General features: G+C 61.0%; 23 protein-coding genes. 20 read left to right on the forward strand and 3 right to left on the reverse strand.

All coding sequences use genetic code 11. The annotated features are described in order from the left end of the window. The first annotated feature begins 166 nt into the window (after positions 1–166). From DVJ77_RS09900 to DVJ77_RS09910, 3 genes are all read left to right on the forward strand, one after another. On the forward strand, positions 167–2,182 hold the full coding sequence (locus DVJ77_RS09900; RefSeq protein WP_225427930.1) for a serine hydrolase domain-containing protein: 2,016 nt from the start codon (positions 167–169) through the stop codon (positions 2,180–2,182). A 237-nt stretch (positions 2,183–2,419) separates the two neighbouring features. After that, positions 2,420–2,821: an NAD(+)--rifampin ADP-ribosyltransferase gene (gene arr, locus DVJ77_RS09905; protein WP_114845357.1), complete on the forward strand. Its 402-nt coding sequence runs from the start codon at positions 2,420–2,422 to the stop codon at positions 2,819–2,821. Between the two features lie 343 nt (positions 2,822–3,164). Further along, positions 3,165–4,955, forward strand: a complete 1,791-nt coding sequence (locus DVJ77_RS09910) for a chloride channel protein (RefSeq protein WP_114845711.1) — start codon at positions 3,165–3,167, stop codon at positions 4,953–4,955. A gap of 20 nt (positions 4,956–4,975) precedes the next feature. On the opposite strand, the gene DVJ77_RS09915 is transcribed toward DVJ77_RS09910, so the two are convergent. Next, positions 4,976–5,971, reverse strand: a complete 996-nt coding sequence (locus tag DVJ77_RS09915) for a VOC family protein (protein WP_114845358.1) — start codon at positions 5,969–5,971, stop codon at positions 4,976–4,978. 130 nt (positions 5,972–6,101) lie between these two features. After that, complete coding sequence (locus DVJ77_RS09920) at positions 6,102–7,073, reverse strand: alpha/beta fold hydrolase (RefSeq protein WP_114845359.1); 972 nt, start codon at positions 7,071–7,073, stop codon at positions 6,102–6,104. Positions 7,074–7,207: 134 nt separating this feature from the next. Here DVJ77_RS09920 and DVJ77_RS09925 point away from each other — a divergent pair, with 134 nt between their 5' ends. The 6 genes from DVJ77_RS09925 to DVJ77_RS09950 all read left to right on the forward strand — a co-directional run bounded on the left by DVJ77_RS09925 (position 7,208) and on the right by DVJ77_RS09950 (position 12,225). After that, positions 7,208–8,080, forward strand: a complete 873-nt coding sequence (locus DVJ77_RS09925; protein WP_114845360.1) for a helix-turn-helix domain-containing protein — start codon at positions 7,208–7,210, stop codon at positions 8,078–8,080. A 142-nt stretch (positions 8,081–8,222) separates the two neighbouring features. After that, on the forward strand, positions 8,223–9,035 hold the full coding sequence (locus DVJ77_RS09930) for a hypothetical protein (protein WP_114845361.1): 813 nt from the start codon (positions 8,223–8,225) through the stop codon (positions 9,033–9,035). A gap of 144 nt (positions 9,036–9,179) precedes the next feature. Next, positions 9,180–10,139, forward strand: a complete 960-nt coding sequence (locus DVJ77_RS09935; RefSeq protein WP_162791442.1) for a hypothetical protein — start codon at positions 9,180–9,182, stop codon at positions 10,137–10,139. A gap of 72 nt (positions 10,140–10,211) precedes the next feature. Further along, a complete protein-coding gene (locus DVJ77_RS09940) occupies positions 10,212–11,165 on the forward strand; it encodes a hypothetical protein (protein WP_162791443.1) in 954 nt (317 codons plus the stop codon). A 48-nt stretch (positions 11,166–11,213) separates the two neighbouring features. Next, complete coding sequence (locus DVJ77_RS09945; RefSeq protein WP_114845364.1) at positions 11,214–11,660, forward strand: hypothetical protein; 447 nt, start codon at positions 11,214–11,216, stop codon at positions 11,658–11,660. 67 nt (positions 11,661–11,727) lie between these two features. Continuing rightward, positions 11,728–12,225, forward strand: a complete 498-nt coding sequence (locus DVJ77_RS09950; protein WP_114845365.1) for a hypothetical protein — start codon at positions 11,728–11,730, stop codon at positions 12,223–12,225. Positions 12,226–12,443: 218 nt separating this feature from the next. Here the strand turns inward: DVJ77_RS09950 and DVJ77_RS09955 are convergent, their stop codons facing one another. Beyond that, positions 12,444–13,064, reverse strand: coding sequence for a hypothetical protein (locus DVJ77_RS09955; protein ID WP_114845366.1), 621 nt, complete (start codon positions 13,062–13,064; stop codon positions 12,444–12,446). 145 nt (positions 13,065–13,209) lie between these two features. Between DVJ77_RS09955 and DVJ77_RS09960 the strand changes: the two genes are divergently transcribed. The 11 genes from DVJ77_RS09960 (at position 13,210) to DVJ77_RS10010 (ending at position 24,269) form a co-directional block, all read left to right on the forward strand. Further along, on the forward strand, positions 13,210–15,186 hold the full coding sequence (locus tag DVJ77_RS09960; protein ID WP_114845367.1) for a ferritin-like domain-containing protein: 1,977 nt from the start codon (positions 13,210–13,212) through the stop codon (positions 15,184–15,186). A 45-nt stretch (positions 15,187–15,231) separates the two neighbouring features. Beyond that, the gene (locus tag DVJ77_RS21450) at positions 15,232–15,453 is read left to right on the forward strand and encodes a TonB-dependent receptor (protein ID WP_225427931.1); all 222 of its coding nucleotides are present in this window, start codon (positions 15,232–15,234) and stop codon (positions 15,451–15,453) included. A gap of 167 nt (positions 15,454–15,620) precedes the next feature. Next, complete coding sequence (locus DVJ77_RS09970) at positions 15,621–15,971, forward strand: YciI family protein (protein WP_114845369.1); 351 nt, start codon at positions 15,621–15,623, stop codon at positions 15,969–15,971. A 257-nt stretch (positions 15,972–16,228) separates the two neighbouring features. Then, positions 16,229–16,597, forward strand: coding sequence for a nuclear transport factor 2 family protein (locus DVJ77_RS09975; RefSeq protein WP_114845370.1), 369 nt, complete (start codon positions 16,229–16,231; stop codon positions 16,595–16,597). A gap of 53 nt (positions 16,598–16,650) precedes the next feature. Then, a complete protein-coding gene (locus DVJ77_RS09980) occupies positions 16,651–17,466 on the forward strand; it encodes an alpha/beta fold hydrolase (RefSeq protein WP_114845371.1) in 816 nt (271 codons plus the stop codon). Between the two features lie 58 nt (positions 17,467–17,524). Further along, complete coding sequence (locus tag DVJ77_RS09985) at positions 17,525–18,334, forward strand: helix-turn-helix domain-containing protein (protein ID WP_225427932.1); 810 nt, start codon at positions 17,525–17,527, stop codon at positions 18,332–18,334. 82 nt (positions 18,335–18,416) lie between these two features. Beyond that, positions 18,417–18,797, forward strand: a complete 381-nt coding sequence (locus DVJ77_RS09990) for a VOC family protein (protein ID WP_114845372.1) — start codon at positions 18,417–18,419, stop codon at positions 18,795–18,797. Between the two features lie 177 nt (positions 18,798–18,974). Next, on the forward strand, positions 18,975–20,141 hold the full coding sequence (locus tag DVJ77_RS09995; RefSeq protein WP_114845373.1) for a M23 family metallopeptidase: 1,167 nt from the start codon (positions 18,975–18,977) through the stop codon (positions 20,139–20,141). Positions 20,142–20,599: 458 nt separating this feature from the next. Next, positions 20,600–22,336 (forward strand): TolB-like translocation protein, encoded by a 1,737-nt coding sequence (locus DVJ77_RS10000; RefSeq protein ID WP_114845374.1) that lies wholly within the window; start codon positions 20,600–20,602, stop codon positions 22,334–22,336. Positions 22,337–22,410: 74 nt separating this feature from the next. Beyond that, entirely contained in the window at positions 22,411–23,508 is a 1,098-nt protein-coding gene (locus DVJ77_RS10005; protein WP_225427933.1) for a sensor histidine kinase, read from the forward strand. Beyond that, complete coding sequence (locus DVJ77_RS10010) at positions 23,505–24,269, forward strand: LytR/AlgR family response regulator transcription factor (RefSeq protein WP_114845375.1); 765 nt, start codon at positions 23,505–23,507, stop codon at positions 24,267–24,269. Before DVJ77_RS10005 ends, DVJ77_RS10010 begins: the two co-directional genes overlap by 4 nt. Positions 24,270–24,417: the final 148 nt, after the last annotated feature.

Here is a 24,417-nt window from a genome sequence, read left to right on the forward strand (position 1 = left end):
AGGTTGATGATTCGCCTGTTGTTCTATCCCTTTCAGCACTGGACGGGCGAATACTTGGCGTGATCCATTTCGTCGGCAACACAGCGGCACCATTTCAATGGGCGTAAACACTGTTCACACGAGTGGGCCTGCGGGGTTTTGACCTCATATGCCCAAGGAGAAGTCAGTGCGCTATCCAGCATTCGCTAGACATCTTTCGGCGGTTGTTTTCTCCGTAGTCTTCGCCGGCTACGTGCTGACACCCACGATGAGCTATGCCATCGGGCAGTCCACAACAGCCGTGGCACCAACCACGCTTACGGCGGATACGGCCGAAGTGACTGCGGCGGGTAACGCCTTCATGGCACCGGCCGGGTGGTCGCTCAGCGAGCGCGGTAACGCGTCGATTCTCGAAGCGCCCGAAGGTAAATCGTGGATTGCGCTGGTCGACGTCCAGGCGAAGAGCGCCGAGGCCGCGGTGGCCGAGGCGTGGACGGCATATCATCCAGATGCCATGCGTACGCTAAGGTCGGCCATTGCCAATCCCGACAAGGATGGCTGGCAGGATCAACATACCTACACCTATCAGACGTCGCCGAACGAGCAACGCACGGTTACGGCAAGTGCGATGCAACATGAGGGGCGGTGGACCGTAAGGATTTCGGATCTCGCAAACGCGGTCGATGGCAAACGTGAGGCTCAGATCGCATTGATCGTCGACGAATTGCTGCCGAAGGGATATGTGCGCGAGAGCTTCGCTGGGCGAAAAGCACAGCGGCTCGATGCAAAACGTATCGCCGCACTCAAGGACTTCGTCGTGCGCTCGCAGGACATGCTCGGTGTTCCGGGGATCTCGGTCGGCGTAGTACAGGACGGCAAGATCATTCTGGCCGAGGGGTTTGGCGTTCGCGAGCTGGGCCAGTCGACCAAGGTCGACGCTGACACCTTGTATCTCATCGCGTCGAATACGAAATCACTGACGACCTTGATGCTCGGCAAGCTGGTCGACGAGCATAAGCTCGACTGGGATACGCAAGTGACCAAGGTCTTGCCGGATTTCAGGCTCGGCGACACCGACACGTCCAGCAAGGTGCAGGTCAAACATCTGCTATGCGCATGTACCGGACTGCCACGGCATGATCTCGAATGGATTCTCGGCCCCAGGAACGCCACGCCGGAGCTGGCGTTGGCGATCCTCAGCCGGATGCAGCCAACGAGCAAGTTCGGTGAGATGTACCAATACTCGAACCCGATTGCCGCCGTGGCAGGCCTGGTCGGTGGCCACGTTGCGTATCCAGGACTGGAGGTCGGTGCCGCCTATGACCGGGCGATGGCGACGCGTGTCTTCGGGCCGCTGGGTATGACGCGTACCACGTTCGATTTTGCGCGCGCGACACAGGGCAACTACGCGCGGCCGTACGGGTTTGATCTGGACGGCAAGACCACGGCGGTGGCCATGGCGCAGAACTACCCGATTCGCGCGGTACGTCCGGCCGGTGGCGCATGGAGCAGTGTCAACGATCTCCTCAAGTATGTGCGGATGGAGCTCGCCGCCGGCGTACTACCCGATGGAGAGCGTTATATTTCCGAGGCGGCACTACAGGCGCGACAGGCGCCGCAGGTCAAGACCGGCAAGGATTCGTGGTACGGCATGGGGTTGGAAACGGATGCCCGCACGGGGATTCGAATGGTGTTTCATGGCGGACGGATGCGCGGCTACCGCAGCAACATGGTGTGGCTTCCCGAGTATGGCGTCGGCGCGGTGATTCTCACCAACGCGGACGCCGGTGATGTCTTGATGGATGCGTTTCCGCGCAAATTTCTCGAAGTGTTGTTTGATGGAAGTCCCCAGGCGGATGCTGCGGTAGCTGCCGCCGCGAAAGCTGCGCAGGAGCGGACGGCCGCCTCGCGCAAGGCGCTGGCGATTCCGCCAGATTCCGCTGAAATCGCCAAACTCGCATCGCGCTACCACAATGATGTGCTTGGCGAGATTCGCGTCATCAAGACCAGCAACGGCGCAATGTTCGATTTCGGTGCGTGGCGAGCGCCGATCGCACTGCGCAAGAATCCCGACGGAACCATCACCTTCGTCGCGACCGCGCCGGGGTGGTCGCCCGAGCTGACTGTCGGCACGCAAGCCGGCCAGCGGACCCTGATGATTCGGGACGCGCAGCATGAGTATGTCTTCACGGAGAGCGGTTGATTTCAAATCGCCGTCTCAAGTCTGGCTGAATCGCTCACGGACTTAAGCGAACTCGGCGAAAGAGTGACGCCGGTAGGGGGCCTGCCTATGGCCGACGGATAGCTCTGGGCGGCAAAAAAAAGAGGCGCCGCGCGCCTCCCTGATGAATTTATACAACACCGGGGGGCTTGCGGAAAGGCCCGGTGCGTAGTTCAGCATGGCCGGCCTGTCGAAACGACAGGAAACCGGAGTGACCCGATGACTGATTCGCAAACGTACTTCCACGGCACCAAAGCCGACCTGAAGCTGGGTGACCTGATCGAACCAGGCTATGTCTCCAACTATGGCAAAAGAAAACAGTCGGCTTTCGTTTACCTGACCGCCACATTGGATGCCGCCATCTGGGGAGCCGAGCTGGCCGTTGGCGCAGGGCAGGGCAGGATCTACATCGTGGAGCCAACAGGGTCCATGGAAGACGATCCCAATCTGACGAATAAGAGGTTTCCCGGAAATCCCACCAAGTCATATCGCTCGCGGAGCCCCTTTCGCATCGTCGGCGAGGTTGCACAATGGAAGGGTCACTCCCCAGGCCAGCTCAAAGAAATGCACGCTCACCTTGAAAACCTAAGGCAACGCGGTGTTGAGGCTATTGAAGAGTAAGCACGGTTCGGCCATCTAATAACTCACTCAAGCCGACGCTACTCCGCGGCGCGGTTTAGTTGGGCGTTGATGTCCGTTTCCGGGCCGGGGGCGGACATCGATATATTTAATGGAAATATGCCGGTGCAACGCAATCCGAAGCGGAGGGCCGGTGCTGACGGGTGGCTCATTCCATTTTGGACGGCCATTCATTTTCCAGCCAGCTACTGAGCTGATATCCGCGTAACCTTGCGCGCTCCTCACGCTCATTGCGGCGACCATGCAAGAAAATACGACTGAACCGCACACTCGCGCGGCGCTTCCGCTTGCGCCTTCGCTGGACTCGACGCTTTCCGCGGCGCATATGCCCAGGCAGTTTCGTCCGTTGGGGTGGCGTGTGCTTTGGATTACCGGTCTCGCCATGGGGCTTGGCGCGGTAGTGGCTTTAGTCGCTCGTGCGCTGACGGCGCTGATCGGGCTGGTGACCAATCTGGCGTTCTACGGGCGTTGGAGTTTTGATTTCACGAGTCCCGCAGGCAATCACCTGGGCCTATGGGTCATTGTGGTTCCGGTGGTCGGCGGGCTCATTGTGGGCGTCATGGCGCGTTGGGGATCGCGCGCAATCCGTGGTCACGGCATTCCCGAGGCGATGGAGCAAGTGCTGCTTAACGAAAGTCGTATCCCGGCCAGAATGACCTGGCTTAAGCCGGTGTCTTCGGCCATTGCCATTGGCACGGGCGGTCCCTTCGGCGCGGAAGGTCCGATCATCGCCACCGGTGGTGCGTTGGGCTCGTTGGTTGGACAACTCCTGCATGTGACCGCCGATGAGCGCAAGACGCTGCTCGCCGCGGGTGCCGCCGCCGGCATGGCCGCCGTATTCTCCGCACCCATATCGGCCGTGTTGCTGTCTATCGAGCTGTTGCTGTTCGAACGGCGCGCACGCTCGCTGATTCCGGTAGCGCTCGCCGCCGTCATAGGCACCGGTGTGCGCTTCGTGCTCGAAGGCAACGAGCCGATGTTTCCGATGCCGGACATCGCCTCGCCCGGACTCGCTGCGATAGCCGCTTACATCATGCTCGGACTGATCGTGGGCGTCGTGAGCGTGGGGGTGACCAAGCTCACGTATGCCATCGAGGACGGATTCGAGAAGCTGCCCATTCACTGGATGTGGTGGCCGGCACTGGGTGGCGTCGTCGTCGGTGTCGTCGGCTATTTCATGCCGCTGACGCTCGGTGTCGGCTACGGAAATATCGCCGCAGTGATCGCCGGTCAGGTAAGCCTCGGCGGCATGATCGCGTTGTGCCTGGCGAAACTGTTGTCGTGGTCGGTAGCGCTTGGCAGCGGTACGTCCGGCGGCACGCTTGCACCGCTATTCACCATCGGTGGTGCACTGGGTGGCGCCGCGGGCCTGCTTCTAGTCACCTGGGCACCTTGGCTGCATGTCGACCCGCGTATGGCTGCTTTGGTCTGCATGGCGGCTATTTTCGCCGGGGCGTCGCGTGCTTTTCTCACCTCGGTGGTGTTCGCCTTCGAGACGACTCAGCAACCTCACGGCTTGCTGCCACTGCTAGGCGCGTGCGCGGCGGCCTATCTGGTCTCGGGCTTGCTGATGCGCAATACCATCATGACCGAGAAGATTGTTCGCCGTGGTGTGCGCGTTCCATCGGAGTACGCCGCAGACTATCTCGATCAAATTATCGTGCGCGACGCATGCAGCCGGAATGTGGTCAGCCTGCGCGCGTCGCAAACATTGTCTGAGGTACGCCAGTGGCTCGGCGAGGATCACCCCGCCGCAAAGCACCAGGGCTTTCCCGTGCTCGGTGAAGACGAGCAATTGCTGGGTGTCGTCACAAGACGTGACTTGCTCAATGCCAAGGTATCGGGAGACGCGCTCACCGGCTCGCTTATCCAGCGACGCGTGCTTGCGGTGCAAGAGGATCATTCATTGCGCGAAGCGGCCGATCACATGGTCGAGGCCGATGTTGGACGGCTCATTGTGCTCTCCAAGCACGAGCCGCATCGAATGATCGGCATCCTCACCCGTGGCGATCTGCTGGCCGCGCATGCCAGACGATTGCGCGAGGCGCGGCAAGCCAGTCGTCACCTGGGCCCCAAGATGTCAGTCGGCTCGTCGCTTAAAAAGACCGAGGACTGATATCTGTCATGTAGCGCGAGTTAGCGGGAAACCTTGAGTGGGCTCTTAGATAAGGCGTGGAATTCGATCAGCAGCCCGAGGTCGTCCTGCGTCGGCGCCAGAAAAGAGTCGCCCAGCGCTCCGCTATAGCGCGCCAGCTCTTTTTCGTATCCGCGCTCGACCCGTCTTTTTGCCCGGTCCAGGTCCGCAACGCCAATGCTGACTCCGAGCACCTGAGGGCCACTTTTGCGCAGGGCTTCTGCGGCCATCCCCGGACCATCCGGTTGCAGTACGAAAATGCGCTTCTGGCCCACCGGTACCGCATACCCGTGGGCCGATACCTGGGGCATCCGAACAGGTGTCGCGCCGGTTATACCCATGCGCTCCAATTGTTTGCGGTCCGCATCGGCGTCCGCTGAGAGCAGCCACAGCGCAGACAGTTCGCGCGCACCGTTGGGATGCTCGTGCGCCACCTGTTCGTCCGCAAGGCGGGTCGGTGTGGCGTTGACGGCTGCGTAGTCGATAAAGAACAGATTGCTTGAGAGCGGTTGGTGTTCGAAGGCGAACAGACGCCAGCGGGGAGGCTTGGACGGACCTGCGCCGTCGGGGTCGGTGGGCGACGCGGAGAAGACCGCTGTCGGCGCCAGGTCTTGCTGTTGCAAGAACGCGCGGGCCTGATCGAGCGCCGAGGAACGCAGGCCAAAGGTCCGCGAGCCGGGGCCGCCGTGCAACATAGCCTGGTCCGCGAGCATGCCCGGATCCATCTCGGGATTCGGCCGGGTGATGCCTAGCAGTTCCAGATAGCTGCGATCGGACATCCGCACATAACGATTGGCGACGCCGCCGGGATTGCGCCCCGGCCTGACCTGAAACCCGAGCTTGACCGTCATGATCGCGGTAGCCTGGTCGATGTCGCGGCCCCATAGCAGGATATGGTCGAGCGAGTTCGTCCCGGCCGCGGACTCCGTCGCGTTAGCGGCAGGCAGGCTCAAGCCGAACATCAGTATCAGTGCGGACAACAGAACAGCTAATCGCACAGCGCATTTACTCCATTGGGGGCGACGAGGTCGAGTCGACAAGACGAGGGTGAGGGCCATGCATGCTTGCCTGGGCATCGACCGTGGGCAATGACCTCGAAGGTCATGGCGCGATGGCTCGATGCCGACATCAGACGACACCCCATAAGCGCCGCGCTTCCTCGGCGATGATGTCGGGGAATTCCTCGGGAAAGAACAGCTTTGCTTCGGGTACGCGGCGAATGCCGCGCGAGCGCGCAAAGATGTGGTCGAGATAGTCGGCATCCGTTGGCGAGAAGATGTCGTCGCTGGCGCCCCACACGATGCGCAACGGCACCGTGCTGCGCTTGAGTGCCGCCTCAATGCCCGCCAGCGGGTTAGGTTCCAGCGCAAGGTGAAACGCGTGGTATTGCGCCCGGCGCAACGGCGAACTGACCAGCGGCGCGACGTAGTAGTCGATCGTTTCATCGGCGAGGCGGCTGGGGTCGCGATAGACCGCCGCACCGAATGTCGAGCGCGCCAGTGCCTTGTCGGTGAGCCATTGGGCGGTGGCATCGGCGAGTGTGCCGGCGCGCGCCATCTCAATCGCCGGCTTGACCTTGGGCGGAGGGCTGTCAGGCTCGACATCGCAATTGGTCAGCAGCAGCGTGCGCACACGCTCGGGATAACGGGCCACGAACAGTTGTGCGACCGCGCCGCCGCTATCGCTGGCGACCATATCGACCTTGCCGATGGCCAGCGTGTCGAGCAGGGCCGCGAGCATCGCGACCTGGGCGTCGGCCGCCAGTGATTGGTGCGCGGGAATCTCGGAATATCCGAGGCCCATGAAATCGGGGGCGACGCATCGCCGGTAGGCGGACAACCGATCGATCGCGCCGCGCCATTGAAAGCTGTTGAGCGGCGCGCCATGCAGAAATAACGCCGCATCGCCTGAACCGCGCTCGACATAGGCGATCTTGCCGAAGGGGAGGTCGGCGTAACGCCGCGCCGCGCGAAACGCCGCCGCGTCGGTCGGTCGCGATGGGGCGGCGCCATGGCGGGTGTCCAGCCGCGATGCACAGGCGCCGATGACACTGGTGGCGAGAGCGGCACCGGTCCATGCCAGGAATTGTCTGCGTCTCATAGAGGTCTCCAAGCAACGATACGGGCATGCTGACACTGTCGCGGCAGGCACGCCGGCACAAACGGCCGGTGCCGGACACCAGCGGATGATTTTCGGTACTTGCGCAAAACCGGGGCGCGTAGAAGGATCAGCCGATGATCGACCGCCCCTCGTGTTACCCCGGTCCACCCGCCGCGCTGCTGTCGAGCGTGGGCCGAGAGCGCTTGCCGCTGCTCGACGTGTTGACCTCGCCGGTTCCGTCCGGCTTGTTCAATTCGCCGCTGGATGACCGCCATGTGCTGTGTCTGCACCTCGGTGCCCCGGTTCCGGTTTCCTACCGCATGGGCAACTACGAGCGACAGGGGCTGCGGATCCATGGGCAGTTCTGCGTCGTGCCGGCACGCTCGACCACGCGCTGGACCGTGTCGCAGCCGGCGCGATCGCTGCTGCTGCGGCTGAAGCCCTCGCTCTTGCTGGAGACCGCCGATGCCATGGGTCTGGGTTCGCTAAATGCCGAGCTGGCACCTTCGATTCATATCCGCGACCCGCAAATCGAGCGCATCGGCTGGATGATGCAAGCCGAAGATCACGATGCGTATCCAGGCGGCCGGTTATTCGTCGACAGCCTCGCCGCCGCGCTGGCGGCGCGGCTGCTTGCACTGCAAACGCGCAACGGCAACGCGACCGCCAAGCCGGGTCGCGCACTGCCGGCATGGCGGCTGCGCCACGTACTTGAGTACATCGAAGCGCACCTCGATGAAGACCTCACACTGGCTGAGCTGGCGAGCGTGGCGGGATTCAGCCTGTCGCACTTCAAGCCGCTGTTCAAACAAGCCGTGGGTATGCCGGTGCATCGTTTTGTGCTTGAACGACGCGTCGAGCGTGCGCGGATGCGCCTGCTCGAAGGGGGGATGAGCCTGACGGAGATTGCACTGGAGGCGGGCTTCGCGCATCCGAGCCACATGGCCCGCTGCATGCGCCGCGTGCTGGGGCTCAGCCCCTCGCAAGTTGCGGATTCGTCTCGATGAGCCGGTGACCGATCAGCCAATCGTCGCGTAGTCGGCGAAGACTTGCACTGACAGTTGTCATGGCGACGACCGCTGGTTTCACACTGGAGTGCGTGCAGCGGATGCGGGACCATCCAGTCACCTTGAGGGAGGGGAGTGCGTGATGACAGGCAATGAAACGCGTGCGCGTCTGTGGGTCGATCCATGGACCATGGTGGGACTGGTGTTGTTGCTATTGCCTTTGTTGACGATGGCGCATGAGCTGCTTGGGCATGCACTCACATGTGTTGCATCCGGTCATCGGCCCAGTGAGCTGGGTGCGTATTACATCGAATGTCCTGGTACGGACGGGTGGACTGCACGCATCGTGGCGATGGCAGGTACCGGCATGGATGTCTTGTTGGCCGTGCTGGCGTATCTGGCATGGTGCAAGGTAGAGCGGCCATTGCCGCGATTGATGCTTTGGATGGTGTTTATCGTCAAAGGCATGGTCGCAGCCGGTTATTGGATGTTCTCGGGCGCCACCAATCTCGGTGACTGGGGGCCGGACGTGGGGGGCGGCATCGGTCCGTTGCCGTTGCCTTGGCTATGGCGGGTAGGGCTGTTCGTGGTCGGCCTGTACGTCTATGTCCGGGTGGTTCGCCTGGGTATCCGCATGCTGATCGCGATGCTGGGCGGTGGCGATCAAGCTCGTCGCGTGCAGCGGTGGATCGCTTTGACGCTTTATGTGGTTGCCGGCGTGGGTGCGCTGGTGGTCAGCCTGTTCAATCCGCTTGGCCTCGTAATCACCTTGATGTCGGCCGTGGCGTCATCGTTCGGTGGCTTGGCCGGGTTATTCAACGTGGCCTATTCTCGGCGTTGCGACCTGCCGCCACGGGATTTCTACATCGGTCGCCACTACGCTCTTATCGCGGCAGGTGTGCTGGTGACGCTGGTCTTTGCGGCAACCCTGGGGCCGACCATTTACTTGCATTAACTGGATTAGTCATTGAGTGAGGCGAGCTTTTGGTCGCAGGGGGAATGGGTGAACACCTGACTCACCCCTTCCTCGACCTTTACAAGGCGCCAGTTAGCTAAGCATCATGCGCGCACGGTGCAGAAGCGCTGACAGGGGGCTGTCTTGAATCAACGATCTGCTGCGACGCTGCATGCCGTCGCGATGTTTGCTGCGTGCTTTTCGGTAGTTCTTACCGCGATTATCACGGCGATACGCCTGGCAACGGGGGGCTCTGCGCACCTGAGCGTCATGCTGGGCAGCTATGCGGCGTGGTTGCCGCTTGCTTTGCTTACCAAGGGGCTGCTCGCGTATGCCTGGGCCCAGCACGAGGTCGAACGAGGCCAGCGCCCGTGGTGTCTGTATCCCGCGAAAACGGTGCTCAAACTTGCGCTCATACTGACGCTGGCGAGTTTTCTGATATCGATGGCGCTGGCGCCGCTCAACGCTGCTTATATACGTTGGCTGATGGAAAGCTCGGTGCTGCGCCCCCTGGGTTGGTGGGCCGCACTCCCTCTGCTCAAGACGGCGGGGATGGAGCTGCTGTCGCTGGCGGTGGACTGGTTCGCTCTCGTGGTCGGGCTTCGTGTCGCCAATGAACGCGAGGTGGGCGTTCCAACACGAATGACCGACGCCATGCCGGCTGCGCGCTGGTGGTTTGCCGCGGCGTTCTTTGTGCTTTTCACGGTCTTTCTGTCCAACGCCAGCGGCGCGTCGATACGCCTGCTTGGATCGCCGGCCGGCACGCTGCACGTGATGTTCTACACCTTGCTTCCGGCGGCGCTGGCCTTCGCCTGCGCGCGCTATATGTTGCGAAAACCCTCGCCCATGATGCAGCCGTTGCGGTTGGCCGCCTGCGCGGGAGTGGTGGCATTGCTGTCGGCGGCGGTGATCGTAGTCGTGCCCGTGCTGATGTATCTGCTGATGGTCGCTCTCAATAGCTCTTTCAGTGGCGCCAGTGCTGGAACCTTTGCGATCAGCGTCGCCTTGCTGGTGCTGCCCGTTTTTCCGCTCGCCGCTTTTGCTTTGTGGCGGTACCGGGCGAATCTTCCCGTGATGGGATTTAGCGCATCGGCCGCTGAGTAGGCACCTAGTTACCTAACACACGAGTTGCCGGCGGATGCTCGTCGGTCCTAACAGCATGTACAAGGAGCGTTTGTGAATTGCCCTCGCTGCAATGTCGTCATAGGTGAAGGAACTTCGTGCGCTATCTGCGGCTACTCCCATGCGCAGAAAACAAATCTCGCGAATGCCTTTGAGGGTATGCCTGGTCCCGCAGGCTTTAAGCCCGCCGTTAAAAAGGAGACCCGCTCATCCAATCGATCGATCAGGCTAGGCGTGATCTTTTTAGTTTGCGGCATCGTAGGCCTCAGAATCGAGTTTGGCGGGCCCTCCGGCTATCCCTCCGGCCATTCGGCAAAGATGCTGGAAGCACTCGGCAACTTAGAAAACGCCGCCAATGGTAAACCTCAAGCAGCCTCGTCGGCATCGTTACCAGGAACCCAGCAACCTGGCGCCGAGGCGAGCGATGATATCGCGGTGAGAACGGTCAATCAGGTTGCAGCGGCAGTTGTCGAGCTAAGGCAGCACTGTGAGCGCATCGGCAAGGCCATGGCCGCCCTTCCGCTGAATCAAATGCTGTCGGCGAACAACCTGTCCTCGAAGGCTGGCATCCAAGCCAGCCGGAATGCGCTGGCCAGTTTCAATTCACTCTTGGACGAATTTGACGGGGCCGGAAATGACTACTTCAAACGTGTCAAAAATATTCTCTTGACGCTGCCGCCGAAAGAGCAGGCCGAGGCCATGCATGGCTTCAATACATCCTACCGCCTGATGAACGGAGCCATCTCTGATTACGTCGGCACACTGCGAAAAATTGACGATACGACGGCCGCTGTGCTGGATCTGGCGCAGCACAACTTAGGCCGTACCCAGCTGCGCAATGGAAAGTTAGCCATGCCACACGAAGTGCTGACTCAATTCAACGCGCTGATTGCTACGCTTCATATCCAAGCACAAGCGAGTAAGCAGGCGGAAGCACGGCTAGTTCAGATGATAGCGAAGGGACGACAAGGATTTACTGATTTCAAAACGGAACTGAGGCGGCAGTAATTCAGTTAGAGCCACCCGTCGGCGATTTAACAACAAAGGACTCGCGGCATGATGCGTTCAATATTTTTTACCGCATTTCTTTTTTGCATGGGCTTGGCAGGGCTTGTTGTGGGTGGCATCGACCTGTATGAAACCATTGATTTCCACCTCAATGGGCAATCGGCATTGATGGAGCTCGGCCCAACCCAAAAGAGAATCGTCATACCGTCTGATGGTTATGATGTGCATCTGCTCGATGTGCACTATGTAAGTGCCGCTGGCGACGTACTGGTATCGCAGAAAAGGCTGGCAGGGGATATTGCCCGCAGGCTGGAAAACGACGAAAAGATCCCGATGACATATCTGAAGCGTGATCTACAAAAGGTCTATTTTTCGGGGGAGCGGCCGGAGAGTCCCTGGGCCTGGCTTGTTGTAGGTGTGGTGATGATGTGCACCTTTGCCTATGCGCTAAAACTCCGGCGAAAAGAGGCCGGCCGATCTGCTGTGTCAGGTTAGTCAGTTGGTTTGAACGTACCTCAATGCAGGTAATCTGTTCGCCAATCGTTGTGTCCAGGAGTCATCGATGCGTTTAGCTTCCGTGCTGTCATCCGCGCTCTTGTTTGCTGTACTGACCGCGCCTGCGTTTGCTGAGTCTCCGGTCAATGCCGAGCACGCCAAGGTTATCCAATACACGGCATTTCTTGAGAGCCACCCTTTTGATGATCGGGCGCCCGCCATGCGGGCATGGCTTATCGACTGGGAAGACAAAAGCGAAGATGTTGTTCTCGTGTGCGCGGGTGTCTTGGCGCCGGTTCCAAGCGATGAGGTTGCATATAGCGACGAGCTTGTTGGCCAATTCATCTTTGGCAACGCGGCATACCAAGTCGCCAATCCGGCAGAGAAGGGTAAGCTCATTCCTAGCCAGGTAGCCGGTATGCGAAGCCTGTTGAAGGCATACCGCGCGATGGTTGAGAGTAAACCTGATGCACGCAATTCAAGGCTGGAAGAACTCAGCAAGCAGGAAGCCCTTGGCACGCTCGAACCCTTCTTGACGCCAGTCATTCTTGCTTCTTGCAAATAGGGCTGGAAACGAACATGGGCATGTCCGTAGTGCTCGCTTTCGACGCATAGCGGTCAGCGCGTGGTATTCGAAGTCGCGCGATCAATCCGAAACGTTCGATCCGATGGATCGGATCGAACGCGCCAACTTTATGGCATGACCTGATGTCTGTATCTGGACTCGCCCCATGACAAGTCCCCTCCATAGGCTAGTGCCGCAACAGTCCGCAAGCGTGCCAATTAGCCTTGCGGGCCCATCTCTTCTTTGGCTTCACATGTTTTGACAGGTGTCGGCGACAAGGTTTTTCCATTGGTCGTCCAGCACTCGTCAAATACCGAGCAATAGCAAATTTTGAAGCTCACGCCATCGCGCGCCACGTTTAATTTGTTCCAAGCCAGACGGTTTTCGTCTGAGCCCGCAACGCGCAGGATATTCACCGCTTCACCTGCTCGTACAACACCGAAACTTGCGTTGTCAGAGGATGAGTAAGACAGTTTTGAAGTGCCGGGAACGCTGCAGCAATCGTCGAGAAATTTTTGCCATTTCTGGATGATTTCGCCCTTGTAGCGAAGTTCCGAGCTGTAAATTTTTGCGGGACCTACACCGGCATTTTTCACCGTCAGCGCGATGAGTCTCTCGCCGTTATCGTCCTCATTGCTGGTGGTCACTTGCAAAAAAGGCCACGAGTTGGCTTGCACAAGTTGGGTGTTCGCGTTGGCCATCCGCTCCATCGTATGCCCATGCAGCACAGCGATAGCGAGCGATACCAGGGAGAGGAATAATGCCGACCCGCCAATAATCAAGTCGATCTTGTGATGACCGGTCTTGTGCGGCTCCGGTGGTTCTACGTCAAGCAACATGATGGTTTCCCCTGAACAGTTCTTGATTTTAGCTTAGGTAAATGAGTTATCGCCGATCCAATTCACGCCGATTCGATTCGCGGTCATCTTGTTGAGACGGTGTACCTTCAGTATTTTTCACGCCACGTCCATCTGGGAGCCAGCCATGGCCAGCTACAACCCGGTCGATTCCACGCCAAGCCGTGAGCAGGCGCTGCATGCTCTGTACGAGGCGGCGGAACTCGAACACTGCCTTATGTGTACTTATCTGTACGCAGCCTTCTCGCTGAAGTCATCGATGGAGGAGGGCCTGACGGCCGAACAACTCGATGCGGTAACGCGCTGGCGGCGCACCATCGTGCAGATCGCTACGGAGGAGATGGGGCACCTGACTGCCGTGTGGAACATCACCGTGGCGCTGGGTGGCGCGCCGCGTATCGGGCGGTCGAACTTTCCGCTCGACCCCGGCTACTTGCCGGCTGGCGTGGTGGTGAAGCTGGCGCCTTTCAACGCGGCCACGCTGCAGCATTTTATTTATCTGGAACGACCCGCCGACTCCAGCGAGCCGGACGGTGAGGGCTTTGCGCCTGAGCGTGTCTTCGTACGCGGCGTCGATGGCCCCCGCCTCACGCCGATGGGGCTGGATTACGACACCGTAGGGGTGTTCTACGAAAAGCTTGGCGAAGGTTTGCGCAAGCTGGCCGACACGCACGGCGAGGCCGGTGCATTGTGCGGCGATCCGGCGTTGCAGTTGTCCGACGCCGAGGTGTCGCTTTCCGGCGCCAAGCGGGTGATCTGCTTGAAGACCGCGCTGATCGCCTTCGACGCCATCATCACCCAGGGCGAAGGCGCGCAACAGCACACCGAAGACTCGCACTATCAGAAATTCGCCGGGATACGCGCGGAATACCAGGCCTTGCTTGCGGCAGATCCGTCCTTTGCGCCGGCGTTTCCGGCGGCCACCAACCCGGTGCTGCGCCGCCCGCCGCGTCCCGAAGGCCGGGTGTGGATCGAAGATGCCAGGGCGATCGCGACGGTGGATCTGGCCAACAGCGCCTATGGTCTGATGCAGCGCCTACTGGCCTATACCTATGCCGTGCCGACTCAGGATTCGGATAAGGCGTTGGCCCTGGATCTGGCGATTGGCTTGATGCATGCGCTGGTGCCGCTGGCCGAGCGCGCTGCGCGCTTGCCGGCCGGCCCGTCGAATCCTGCATGTCATGCCGGCGTAACCTTCATTACCTTGCGCGACGCATCCACGCTGCCGCCAGGCCCGAGTGCACGCCGCTTTTTTTGCGAGCGCATCCAGGAACTGACCGACGCGGCAGTGCGCCTGAACGAGGCGGGTGATGCCCGTACTGCGGCCGCCGCTTCGATTTTCTCGCGGCTTGCGCAACAGGCGATGCAAGGTTTCGATCTTTCCAGGCCGGTGCCGGCGGTCGCTGCGCCGGCCATGTCGGCAGGCACACCTGCCGCTCAACCAGCACCGCTGGCATCCACACAGGATGGCATCGAGCAGGTCGATGGTGAAAAGCTGACCTTGCTATTTGAAGCCAAGCGGTGCATCCACGCGCGTTTTTGCGTGACCGGCGCGCCCACGGTATTCCTCGCCAACGTGCAAGGTCCGTGGATTCACCCCGATACGATGGACGCGGAACGGCTGGCGGATATCGCCCACGCCTGTCCCTCCGGCGCCATCCGCTATGAGCGGCGCGACGGTCGCCCTGATGAATCCGCGCCGCCGGTGAATCTCGCGGCGACGCGCGAGGCCGGTCCGTACGCGGTTCGCGGCGAGCTGCGCCTGAATGGCGTGCCCGCTGGTTATCGCGCCACGCTGTGCCGCTGCGGGGCATCGAAGAACAAACCGTTTTGCGACGGCTCGCATCATGACATCGGCTTCACCGCCACGGGGGAGCCCGCCACCGGGACATCGACCGATGCGCTGGCCGTGCGCAATGGCCCGCTGCATATCGAGCCGCAAACCAATGGCCCGTTGAAGATACGCGGCAATCTTGAGGTAACCAGCGGTACCGGCCGCATGGTGGCGCGGGTGACGAGTACGTTTCTGTGCCGCTGCGGGGCCAGTCAGAACAAACCGTTCTGCGACGGCAGCCATGCCAGGATCGGATTCATAGCCGATTGATAAGGAATAAGCTGGGCGGGTGCGACTTACCAACAGGAGTCAGCCATGACGAGCATTTCCGGTAAGACCCAGAATGGTTTTACGTATGAAGGCGACTACGAGCATGCAAAGTCGGGTCGCCTCACGTGGACCGCAACGTACAGGCGCGGCGGCGATTTCTTCGGCATGCGGCACGGACGCATCAACGATCTTCTGGATGTTTCCATGGAAGAGGTCGATGCGGCGGTGAAGGACGACATAGAGTCCACCTGGATCCAGTCCCACTAGATCCAGGTCAGGCCGCGCTTTGCGGCTGCCATTTTATGGATGTCGCAAATCAGCCGCCGAATGCTGTCGATCCGTCCGCTTCTCATTCGTTGCCTATATGAGAGTCAGCTCGGGCCGGAACGGCCAGCCCGAGGGCTTTCTTTCCCCCAACGATTGTGGAGACACCCATGCGCTTCCTGGTACTTATCAAGATCGAAGAGAACTCTGGCAACGTGCCGGACGAGCGGCTGCTGACCGAGATGGGCAAGCTGATCGCTGAAATGAAAAAGGCTGGCGTACTGGTGGAAACCGATGGACTTCGGCCGACGTCGGAGGGGGCGCGGATTCGCCTCGACAAGGGCAAAACCAAGCTGATGGATGGCCCATTCAGCGAGTCCAAGGAAGTGGTCGGCGGCTTTTTCATGTTGGAGACGGCGTCGCAGGAAGAAGCCCTGGAGTGGATGCGGCGCTTTCTGGTCACTCACGGCACCGAGTGGACGGTGGAGTGCGAGGTGCGCCAGCTAGGTGGCTACTCGTAAGAGCTGATGTGACCGCTACGGCCCGCGCTTACGGATCACATCGCGCACAGCGCCCACTGATCGAATAACACGTCTACGAGGTTCGGTCCGTCAGGGACACTTCATCGAGGATGGCGGTGTCTCTGACTCTAAGAGCCTGTTCACGCTCTTAGCGCTTGATCGAGCTGCCGCGGCAATCCATTACCTGCGAGGTAATCGATTCTGCGCCGGCGCGGCGGCAATCTGGTGGCACACAACAACCACCAGGAAGCATCGCCATGAACCAGTCCAAGCAAATCGTCGAACGCTACATCCAGAGCTGGAATGAAACCGATCCGCTGCGTCGGCGCGTGTTGATCGAAGAGCTTTACACGGAGCACGCCGTCTACACGGACCCGATGATTGAGGCCAAGGGCTGGGAGGCCATCGACGCCACGATCACCGCCGTGCAGGGCATGTTCCCCGGCCATGTGTTTCGCCTCGACGGTGTCGTCGATGCGCACCATGACATGGCGCGATTCCGCTGGCATCTGGGTACGCAGGATGCGAGCGAGCCATTGGTGATCGGTTTCGATGTCGCCGCGCTGGAAGGCGATCGCATCCGCCAGGTGTTCGGTTTCCTGGATAAGGTCCCGCAGGCCGCCTGAGTCCTTGCCGCGGGCGGCACCCGCCGCCCGCCCCCACCATACGGAGAATCATCATGCCTACCTTTCAAAGCAGTGACGGCGTCAGCCTGTTCTATCAGGATTGGGGCCACGGAACACCGATGCTATTTGTCCACTCATGGGGCCTGGATGGGCAAATGTGGGCACCCCACATGCTGCACTTCAACGCACTGGGGATGCGCACCGTCGCTATGGATCGGCGCGGCCACGGTCGCTCGGATCAGCCTGGCTCGGGCTACGACTATGACCGCCTTGCCGACGATCTGGCCGAACTGATCGAGCGACTGGACCTGCGCGACATCACCCTGGTCGGCCATTCGATGGGCACGGGCGAGTGCGCCCGGCTACTTGCGCGCCATGGGAGCGAGCGGATCGCACGAGTCATCTACGTAGCCCCGGTGGCGCCCCGTTTGCTCGATGCCAACGGCGACGAAGTCGAACTTGCCATGCTCACGCCGGTACTACAGCAGATTCGCGAGAATTTTCCGCATTGGCTTCAGCAAGGGGCGGATGGCTTTTTCTTGCCGGCGGAAACAGACACATCGGCCGATACGATTCGCCACACCATCGACATTATGCTGGCTACGTCCCTGCATGCCGCCATGGCCTGTTTTAGCACTCGTGTGGGTGGCGACTTGCGCAATGATCTGCGCCAGTTCGACGTACCCTTGCTGGTGTTGCACGGCAATCGCGACCTGAGCGAACCGATCGAACACGGGCGCGCGACGGTGGCCCTGGTACCCGGAGCACGGATGGTGGAGTACGACGGCGCACCGCATGGTATCTATCACACCCATCGCACGCGGCTGCTCGCCGACATGCAGGACTTTATCGACGGAGCCGGGGGGTGACCACTGGCCCGTGCCCGGCAGCCAGGCTCATGGGATTATCCAATCGGGTGGAAAGGGAATGGCGATGCAGCGTGCGGCAGCAACTTTACGCCCGGTGGGCGACCTACTACGCGAGTGGCGGCGTCACCGCCGACTCAGTCAACTTGAATTGGCGGCTGAGGCGGAGATTTCCACGCGGCATCTTAGCTTCGTGGAATCGGGTCGCTCGCAACCCAGCCGCGACATGATCCTGCATTTGTCCGAATACCTTGACGTGCCGTTGCGCGAGCGCAACGGCTTGCTAGTTGCCGCGGGGTTCGCGCCGGTCTATGCCGAGCGCGTATTGGAGGACCCCGCACTGGACGCGGTGCGCCACACGATCGACCTGCTATTGAAAGGCATGGAGCCTTACCCGGCGTTGGTCGTCGACCGACACTGGCATCTGGTGACTTGCAACCAGGCCACGCTGCGTTTGATGGCCGGTGTCTCGCAGAGCCTGCTGCAGCCGCCCATCAACGTGCTGCGGCTGAGTTTGCACCCCGACGGACTGGCGCCACGCATCCGTAATCTCGCGCAATGGCGGGCACACCTGCTGGAGCGTTTGCGCCGACAGATCGATACCAGCCACGATGTGCAGCTAGTCGAGCTGATGCACGAGCTACAGGCATTGCCTTCACCCGGCGCCGAGCCGGGCGAAGCGACCGATATCCACGTGCAGATCGCCATACCCATGCAACTTGAGGTCGACGGTACCGTGCTATCCATGCTGAGCACGACCACCGTGTTCGGTACCCCCACCGATGTCACGCTTGCCGAGCTGGCGCTGGAAGCATTCGTGCCGGCCGATGACGCCACCGCGACGAGCCTGCGTGAGATGGCGGCGCGTTGAACGAAACAAGCATCAAGGGCATTTCATTATCGGCAAGCTGGCATCTTCACATTCCCTGTAACCCGGCTCGGATGAGGACGTTATGCATTATTCCCGCCTTTGTGCGCTGCTCATTGATTGCAATACGCCTGATATCGATCAAGCCGCCAGCTTCTGGGCGGAGGCATTAGGGCGACCGATCGACATGGACCATCCCGGTACTCGCGGCAATTACCGCATGCTGCACACGCCGGACGACGAGCCTATCGTGCAAATTCAGCGCGTCGCGCATGAGAGCAGGGTTCATATAGACATTGAGACCGATGACATCCCGGCCGAGGTGGCCCGCTTGGAGAAGTCAGGTGCCCAGGTAGTGGATCGCCTTGAGCGCTGGGTCGTGATGCAGGCACCCACCGGGCAACGCTTTTGCGTGGTCAGAGTACAGCGTCCGGGATTCCCTAAGAATGCCAACCGGTGGAGCTAACCTACGACCAGGCGTAGGTTGGGGTGAGCGCAAGCGAACCCCAACAATCGCCCCCAACAATCGCCCCCAACAATCGCCCCCAACAATCGCCCCCAACAATCGCCCCCAACAATCGCCCTCAACATCGGCAATGTTGGGTATCACTTCGTTCAACCCAACCTACGGAATACACGTCGAATGATTCGTAAGGTAGTTGCGGCATTTTTGTTCGCCTTGTCCTTTGGGTTGGCGTCGGCCTATGCGCAGGAAGCATTGGCCCCGGTGGAGGCCCGCGTTCCATATGCGCCCGGCGCGTTTGTCGGCAGCGATGGTTTGACGCACTTGGCTTACGAGCTGCACATCACCAATTTCTACGGTGACACCGGTTCGCTGAAGCCCATGGGTTTGAAAGTCTTCGCTGACGATGCGCAAAAACCGCTGGTGGTGTTGGACGCGAATGAGCTGTCGCGGATGATTAGGCCAACGCCACCGGAACATGAATCTGCATCGATCCTCCCCGGTAAACGTGCCGTTATCTTCGTGTGGATCACGCTGCCTGCGGAAACGCCGGTGCCGCACACACTGCGCCACCGCATTGAATTTGCCACCGATAAGCATGCGGTTGCACTACTCGATGGCGCCACCGTCCAGGTAAGTAATGAAACGCCCTTAGTGATAGGTCCGCCGCTGCGTGGCGGCCGCTGGATCGCGCACGAGGGGCCCGGCGCGGCGCAGTCACATCATTGGGGCAGCTTGGTGGCGGTAAACGGACAGCTCACTATTCCGCAGCGTTATGCCTTGGATCTGGTTGGGCTCGATCCGGTGGGGCATGCGATGCGAGCAGGCGTTAAAGATATCCAGAAGTCGACCTATGCCGACTGGATCGGCTATGGCGCGAATGTTCTCGCCGTGGCCGATGGCGTTGTGCGCAGTGCGCGCGATGGCGAGGAAGAACACCAGCCACTTAGCCCGCAACCGGAGCCGACATCGCTCACCACGAATGGCCTGTTCGGTAATTACGTCGTGCTGGAGGTCGCCCCCGGCGTGTTCGCCAGCTATGCGCACTTGCAGCGCGGAAGCCTCAAGGTGAGGCCCGGTGATCGGGTGCATCGTGGCCAGGTGCTGGCGCACTTGGGCCAGTCTGGAAATTCGGCGGCCCCGCATTTGCATTTCCAACTATCGAATGCCGCGACGTTCGAAGGGGCGGAGGGCGTCCCCTATGTGTTCGATAGCTTCGATTTCCTGGGGCACGAGTCCGAAGCACAACTGTTCGGGCAGGGCGACCCGTGGAAGGCCGCCGCCATCGAGCACCGCAGGGCGCAGATGCCGCTGAATGACGTTGTGATTCAGTTCCCGAGCCAGTGACTTCGGCTATCAGCTAGCTGCTCCCATGCGTATTGAATAACGACACGGTATTGGCGCGGGCACTGGGGGCATGCAGAGATGTCCCCGTAGTCAGGTCAAAGTGGATAGTCCAACCCAAGCCACCGTGCGCAAAATGACCCTGAACCTTTTGTGCTCAGCGTAGGTTGGGGTGAGCAAAGCGAACCCCAACGTTGCGCTACGCTGGGTATTACGGCGAGCCCCAAAGGCACGCATGTTGGATATCACTGCGAGCCCCAACGTCCGCGACGTTGGGTATCACTTCGTTCAACCCAACCTACGAATATTTCACGGCTACGCGAGTCGGGTTGGAGAGCCAAGCCTCCAGTCATCCAGGTACGGCCGCCGCTTGTCACTGCTCACGTACCGGCTGTCACACGATACGCGACTGCATCATGGATCTGACCTAGCCTCGCGCGGTCTGTCCACGAGAAAACGCCATGCGCCGTCTGCCGATGTTCGCCGTTCTGTTCGCCATCTTGTTCGACATGGGTAGTGCCGTCGCCTCGGTCGCCGCGAACGACACCGTTACACCCACCCTGTTTGCTCCAGGCGTCATCTCGGGTCCTGACGATGAAGGCGCGGCCGCGTTTACGCCCGATGGCAACACGGTGTACTTCATGCGCAGTGTTGGCGATGACTGGGCCATTCTCGAATCGCAGCGCACCGGTATGCACTGGTCGAAGCCGCGTCCGGCGTCGTTCTCTGGCCATTGGCGCGATCTCGATCCAGCGATGGCGACGGATGGTTCATATCTTGTGTTTGTCTCTAACCGTCCGGCTTCCGGCGATGGCTCGCCGATCGATTCGGTGCGCGGCACTCATCGCAGCCCCGGTCAGGGCATGAACCTGTGGCGCGTGTCGCGCCAAGGCAAAGGGTGGGGTGTGCCGGTGCGTCTACCCGATACGGTCAACACCTGTTCCATGACCTTTGCGCCGAGCATCGCGGCCGACGGCAGCCTGTACTACATCGGTTGCGGGCCGGATAACAGCCTGCGCCTGAAGCATGCGGCGTATCGCGATGGCCGCTACCAGTCGCCCGAACTGGTCGCCATGGGCGATGCCGATGTGCAGATCCGCGATCCGGCGATCGCACCGGATCAATCCTTTATGGTGGTAAGCATCCAGCGCGCGCCCAAGCAGCCGTATCGGCTGGCTATCGCCTTCGCCACGCCACAAGGTTGGAGTGTGCCGCAGGACCTGGGCGACGAGGTGAATGCCGGCACTCATGCCATGGGTGCGCAGATAGGCCCTGACCATCGCACGCTTTACTTCTACAGCGACCGCCGCGTGCCCGGCGAAAACGCCGACTGGAATCAGCACGGCGATAACCTCTGGCAGGTTTCGCTGACGCCGTGGCTGGATGCCCAGGCCAAGGCCGGCGCTGTCGCGGATGGCCCTTGGCAGCAAAACAATGATGCTTCGCCCGCCTTTTCGCCTGACAGCAAGGTGGTGGTGTTCGCGCGCGGCAAAGGCATTGCGCGACGCCTCTATGTCGCCGAACGCGCGGGCGCGGATTGGTCGCCGTCCATGTCTGCGCTCTTCTCGCAGGCATGGATGGATCTGGAGCCGGCGATGTCGCCGGATGGCTCGTATCTGCTGTTTGTCTCCAACCGGCCCGCTCAGGCAGGTGGCGCTGCGATCGATGGTTTTTTCAACGGCAAGCCTCAACCGGGGCGCGGCGGCAACCTGTGGCGGGTGGAGCGTAACGCCACCGGCTGGGGCACGCCGCAGCGTCTGCCCGATGCCATCAATACAGGCAGCTCGATCTACGCCCCCGCCGTGGCCGCGGACGGCAGCCTTTATTTCATGAAGCCGGATTCGGCCGGCGGCGAGTTTCGGCTCTATCTCAGCCATCAGCAGGGCGGCCGATATCAGCCGCCTCAGGCGCTGAATTTCAGCGACGGCGTCACGGCGGATTTCGACCCGGCGGTAGCGCCCGATCAATCCTTTATCGTTTTCAGCTCGGATCGCCCGCCCTCGACGGCCACGGACAGCGCGCTGTTCATCGCCTTCGCCACGGCCGCAGGCTGGAGTACGCCGCAACCGTTGGGCGTGACGGGGACCGAGGCGCGGCTCTCGCCGGACCTCGCCACGCTGTATTACAGCGGTGCGGACAAGCGTATTCACAGCTTTTCGCTAGCCCGCTGGCTGGATCAACGCCGAACTAGGTCGTGAGGCACTTTCCCGCGCCCGCCCTTCGCCACACACTGCGCCGGCGCAAGCTTGCCGCAGTCGCCAATGAGGTTGGGGTGTCTACACGCGTTACGCCACGGCGGTGGAACACGCCGATTCTGTTGCTGGGGTTCTGGACCCTGATTGCGCTGTCGTACACGCTCAGTGCGGGCTTGTCCGCGATCAGCGAGGGCCACCCCACGAACTGGTCGCGCATGCTGGTGTGGAACTTCACCGTTTTTTATTTGTGGATGGCGCTGGGGCCGTTGATCGCGCGGCTGAGCCGCCAGAGCGCCGGCCACGGCTGGCGACGCTTCGCCGCCGTCCATGTGCCCGCGAGCCTGGGCGTGGCGCTGGCGCATGTTGTGGTGCATCTGCTGATTTACTGGGTCGTGTGCGGGCCGGGGACTGCACCGGTGACGACCTACGGGGCATTCTTGCGCATGCAGTTCGTTTACAACTACCACTTCGCTCTATTGATCTACTGGGTGATTTTAGTGGCGCTGCGTGGCCTGGATTCGCAGCGTCGCCTGCGCGACGAGCGTCTGCGCAATGCGCAACTGGAATCGCAACTGGCGCAATCCCAGCTCCGCACGCTGCGCGTGCAACTACAGCCGCACTTTCTGTTCAACACACTCAATGCGATCTCGGCGCTTGCGTTGGCCGACCCGATCCACGCGCGCTTGATGATCGCCCGGCTCAGCGACTTGTTGCGCCTGACCCTGGAGGAGCGCCACGCATTGGAGGTGCCGCTATCGCGTGAACTGGAACTGCTGCGCTGTTATCTGGATATCCAGCAGGTGCGCTTCCAGGATCGCTTAAGCACCCATCTGGATGTGGCGATGGATACGGTGCACGCCTCTGTGCCCAGCATGATCCTGCAGCCACTGGTGGAGAACGCGCTGCGCCACGGTCTGCTCGACAAGCCCGAGCCAGGCCAGCTTCAGATCGTGAGCCGGCGCGAGGGCGGGCAGCTATATCTACGCGTGGACGACGACGGTTTGGGCCTGCCGGAGGGTGTTGCCGAGGGGTTTGGATTGGGCAATACGCGTGAGCGCCTGCAGGTGTTGTTCGGCAAAACCGCCAGCGTTGCGCTGGCGCGCAAAGCCGAGGGCGGCACTCGGGTGGAGCTGCGCTTTCCGTTTCGCGAATACGTGGCGGAGCCCGTTCTATGAGTCTGCCGCCGATCCGCACCTTGCTGGTGGACGATGAAATGTTGGCGCGATTGGCGCTGCGCCAGGCGCTGGCCGCGCATGCGGATGTCGAGATCGTCGGCGAATGCGGTAATGCTACCGAGGCCTTGCAAGCCATTGCCGCATTGGAGCCGGCGCTGCTGTTTCTGGATATCCGCATGCCCGGCCTGGACGGTTTCAAACTGCTGCATCGGCTGAAGCCCGATACGCTGCCGATGGTGGTGTTCGCCACCGCCTACGGCCAGCACGCGCTACGCGCGTTCGACGCCAATGCGCTTGACTACATACTGAAGCCGATCGATCAGATGCGCTTCGACCAGGCGATGGCGCGCGTGCGGCAGCAATGGCTAGGCATGCATGCGCGTGTCGTCGCTATGCCGGTAGCACTGCCGACGCCACCCGCCGCGGCCCATGCGCAACGCATCAGCGTGCGCATCGGCGAAAGCATCCGCGTGATCGCCACCGAAGACATCGACTGGGTCCGTGCGGACGGTAACTACGTGCAGATCCATGTCGGCGATGCCAGCTATCTGCATCGCGAAACGCTGCAGCATCTGCTCGATACGCTGGACCCGGCACGCTTCCTGCGCATCCATCGCGGCACGCTAGTCAATGTGCAGCGCATCCGCGAAATCTATCCGCTGTTCCAAGGCAATGCCGAGGTCGTGCTGCACGACGGTACCCGTCTCAGCCTGAGCCGCCGATTTCGCACGCACGCGCGCCGCGCGCTCGGCATGGCCTAAGAGCGGCCTAAGAGCCTGAAGCGCTAAGCCGGCCGCACGCACACACGACCTCTCGCCACGCAAGGGCAACCGCTCGTCACAAAACAGCGGCGCGCATGCCGATTTTTTCCGATCATGGAAGCAGGTCATATCGATCTGTCATTCCATA

The organism is Dyella tabacisoli (assembly GCF_003350925.1).
Classification (GTDB): Bacteria; Pseudomonadota; Gammaproteobacteria; order Xanthomonadales; family Rhodanobacteraceae; genus Dyella_C; species Dyella_C tabacisoli.